This is a genomic window from Micromonospora parastrephiae (assembly GCF_016802865.1).
Taxonomy (GTDB): domain Bacteria; phylum Actinomycetota; class Actinomycetes; order Mycobacteriales; family Micromonosporaceae; genus Micromonospora; species Micromonospora parastrephiae.
The window spans coordinates 1-3378 of the sequence record NZ_JAEVHM010000334.1 but is presented as its reverse complement, the minus strand read 5'-3'; the positions used below and the strand labels follow the sequence as shown (position 1 = coordinate 3378).

The following is a 3378-nucleotide window of genomic DNA, read 5'->3' as shown; positions in this document are numbered from 1 at the left end:
CCCCACCCGCCCGGACTGGAGGAAGCCGCAAAAAAGCCCAGAAATTCGGGCCCTCGCGGGATCACACCAACGACTGTGACGGAGTAACGTACCGTCACCGGAGAGGCCGCTCCCCCCGTGGCGGCCTCTCCACTTTTGTGTCCGCCCACCGTTGCCGGTGCCCGTCAGTTGGGCGCGCGGTCGGCTCCCCGGTGACCGGGTGCCGCAGCCCCGGATGCCCGGCCGGCAAGGACCGGCGCAGCACCACCCAGCTCACCGCGAGCGCCGCCGCGACCAGCGGCCACGTCAACGCCACCCGCGCCACCACCAGCCCAAGGACCTGCCCACCCAGGTACAGCGGCACGAACACCGCCAGCCGCAGCACGTACGTCGCCGTCCACACCCAACTGGCCCGGCCGTACCCGCGCAGCAGCGCCGGGTCGCGCCGCCACCGGGCGCGCTGGCCGAGCACCGCGCCGACCAGCACCCCGAGCAGCGGCCAGCGCACCACGATGCTCACCGTCCACACCAGCGCGCTCGCGGCGTTGGAGAGCAACTGGATGAGAAAGAAGTTCTCGGCCCGACCGGTGCGCACCGCGATCAACGCCGCGACGCAGACGGCGAGGAGTCCGATCAGCACCGAGCGCGGCCGGTCACCCCGACGCAGCCGTACGCCGGCCACGACCGCGCCGACGGCCAGTGCCGCGCCCACCCCGGCCCACAGCGACTCGCCGCCGAGCAGCCAACCCGCGGCGAACGCCAGGGGCGGCAGTGTGGCGTCGACGGCTCCGCGCCGGCCGCCCAGCAGATCGGCCAGCGACTCGTCGCGCGCCGGCCCACCGCCCGGTTCGTCACCGACCCGCTGCCCACTGCCGGGCTCGACCTGGCCCGCGTCGCGCTCCGGTGTGTCGCCCACCGCCACCTCCTCGCCTCCGCTCAACCTAACCATCGACAGGCGGCGGGCCACCGGCCGGCCGACCAACCCCGGCCGCTACGGTGTGCGGATGCGCGCGACGGCACGGGGTTGGACTGCGGTCTGGTTGGTCGTACTGGCCCTCGTCCAGGCGGCCGCCTTCCTCGCCGTCTGGCGGGTGGCCGTGCACACCGAAATCGGCCAGTGGGTGGACACGGTCGCCCTGACCGGCAACCGGATCGGGCAGGACCGCATCGACGGCCCCGTCGACCGGATCCTCAACGCCATGTCGGTGGTGTCCCTGCTGGCCGCCACCGCGATGATCGGCTTCATCGCGCTGATCCGGGGACGGATCGCCCTGGCCATCACCGCGACGCTGCTGATCGCCGGGGCGAACGTCTCCACCCAACTGCTCAAGTACGGGCTCAGCCGGCCGGACTACGGCCTCGACCCGGAGCGCGCGGCTGTCGGCAACAGTCTGCCCAGCGGGCACACGGCGGTGGCCGCGTCGGTGGCGGTCGCGCTGGTGCTCGTGCTGCCCCGCAAGGTGCGCGCGGTCGGCGCCTTCCTCGGCGCCGGGTACGCGGCCGTCGCCGGGGTGGCCACCCTCTCCGCCGGCTGGCACCGGCCCAGCGACGCGGTCGCCGCGTACCTCGTGGTGGGGGTGTGGGCGGCGCTGGCCGGGCTGCTCCTGCTGATCACCCAGCGGGAACAGGCCGAGGTCGCCCCCGGCGACGCGCACCGGATCGCCGCGCTGGTGCTCGGCGTCGCCGGCGTACTCGCCCTGATCGCCTGCGGGTTGGCGCTGTCCTGGTTGGTCGACCTGCGCGGCACCGGGCCGGGCGAGCTGAGCCGCCGACCGCTCTTCGTCGGCTACGCGGGCAGCGCCGCCGGCATCGCCGGCACGATGGCGGTGGTGATGGCGCTGGTGCTGACCGTCGTGCACCGCCTGGTGCCCCGGGTCAAGGGCTGAACCGGCGGTGGACCCGGTCCGCGCGGCGTTCCGCGCCGAGTGTGCCCGGTTCACCGGGATCCTCACCGAGCTGGACGACGCGGACCTGGAACGGCCGACCGACTGCCGCCGTGGACCGTCGGGGAGCTGATCGCGCACGTCCGCACCGGTGCCGGACGGCTGACCGACATGCTCGCCGCACCCGCGCCACCGAACGCCGAGGTGGACGCCGCCAGCTACTTCGGCGCGGCGAAGTTCACCCCGCAGGTGGACGCCGACCGGATCGCCGGCGGTCGACACCACGCGCGGCAGGTGCCGCGTGCGGCGTTGCCGGGCGAGTTCGACCGCGCCTGGCGGGCCACCGACGCGGCGGTCGCGGCGGCCCTGCCCGAGCGGGTGGTCCGCACCCGGCACGGCGACGCGATGCGCCTCACCGAGTTCCTGCGTACCCGGGTGGTCGAGGTGGGCGTGCACGGCCTGGACCTGGCCGCCGCGCTGGACCGGGCACCGTGGCTCACCCCGCAGGCGGCCACGGTGATCGTCGACCTGCTCACCGGCGGGCGTCCGGCACCGGCCGGGCTGCGGTGGGATCCGCCGACACTGATCCGCAAGACCACCGGACGGGTGCCACTGACCCCCGCCGAGCACGCCGAGATCGACGCGGCGGGTTTCCGCTGGCTGTCCTTCGGCCGCTGACGCGAGGTCAGCCCACCGGTCGGGCCGGGGTCAGCTCGCCGCTCGGGGGGCGGGCACGTGCGGGGAGACGCGGCGCAGGTGCGTCAGCACCACCGGGTCGATCCGGCCCGGCACCAGCCGCTCCTCCAGGTTCTCCAGCCCCGCCCAGGAGGTCAGCGCCGCCTCGGGCCCGTCCCCGGTCACCGGGTGACCGAGCGCGGCGAGCAACGCCGCCACCTCGTCGGCGACCGCGCCGCTCAGGTCGAGCAGGGTGGCCGGATCGGGGCGGCTGAACAGCATGGTGTGCACGGCCAGCAGTCGACCCAGCTCGGTGACCGGGTCGGGGTGGTCGTCGACCCGCAGGTCGACCAGCACGTCACTGCGGCCGCCGTACCCGCCGCCGCGTTCGACCACCAGCAGCCCGGCGCTCTGCCGGCCACGTCGGTCCCCACCGGCCTCGTCACCGGCGCGCAGCGCGGCGACCAGGCGTTCGGCGAACGGCATCGTCGACCCGGCCAGCCACGCGTCGGCCAACGCGTCGACGACCTCCGGGCCGGTGAGCACGTTGCCCTGCGCGGCCCAGCCGTCGCCGGTCCGCCCCCCGGCCCACGGATGGCAGGCCGGCCCCGTCCAACTCGCGCCCGGACCGCCGGCGCCCACCACACCGAGCTGGCGGTGCTCCCGTTCGGGGTCGGCGGCGATCAGGCCGGCCACCACGTCGTCGGCGGCCGCCCTGCGCGGCCCAGCCGTCGCCGGTCCGCCCCCGGCCCACGGATGGCAGGCCGGCCCCGTCCAACTCGCGCCCGGACCGCCGGCGCCCACCACACCGAGCTGGCGGTGCTCCCGTTCGGGGTCGGCG

3 protein-coding genes and 1 pseudogene are annotated in these 3378 nt (G+C 75.6%); 2 read left to right on the top strand and 2 right to left on the bottom strand.

Annotation, left to right across the window (positions count from 1 at the left end; translation table 11 throughout):
• Nucleotides 1–94 precede the first annotated feature (94 nt).
• Complete coding sequence (locus JNW91_RS30495; RefSeq protein ID WP_238425987.1) at nucleotides 95–796, bottom strand: DUF3159 domain-containing protein; 702 nt, start codon at nucleotides 794–796, stop codon at nucleotides 95–97.
• Between the two features lie 181 nt (nucleotides 797–977).
• Between JNW91_RS30495 and JNW91_RS30490 the strand changes: the two genes are divergently transcribed.
• Together JNW91_RS30490 and JNW91_RS30485 are read left to right on the top strand one after the other, a co-directional pair.
• Nucleotides 978–1865, top strand: a complete 888-nt coding sequence (locus JNW91_RS30490) for a phosphatase PAP2 family protein (RefSeq protein ID WP_203178938.1) — start codon at nucleotides 978–980, stop codon at nucleotides 1863–1865.
• Nucleotides 1866–1872: 7 nt separating this feature from the next.
• Nucleotides 1873–2540, top strand: a pseudogene (locus tag JNW91_RS30485) (maleylpyruvate isomerase N-terminal domain-containing protein).
• A gap of 30 nt (nucleotides 2541–2570) precedes the next feature.
• Here the strand turns inward: JNW91_RS30485 and JNW91_RS30480 are convergent.
• A complete protein-coding gene (locus JNW91_RS30480; protein ID WP_309244529.1) occupies nucleotides 2571–3341 on the bottom strand; it encodes a DUF1028 domain-containing protein in 771 nt (256 codons plus the stop codon).
• Nucleotides 3342–3378: the final 37 nt, after the last annotated feature.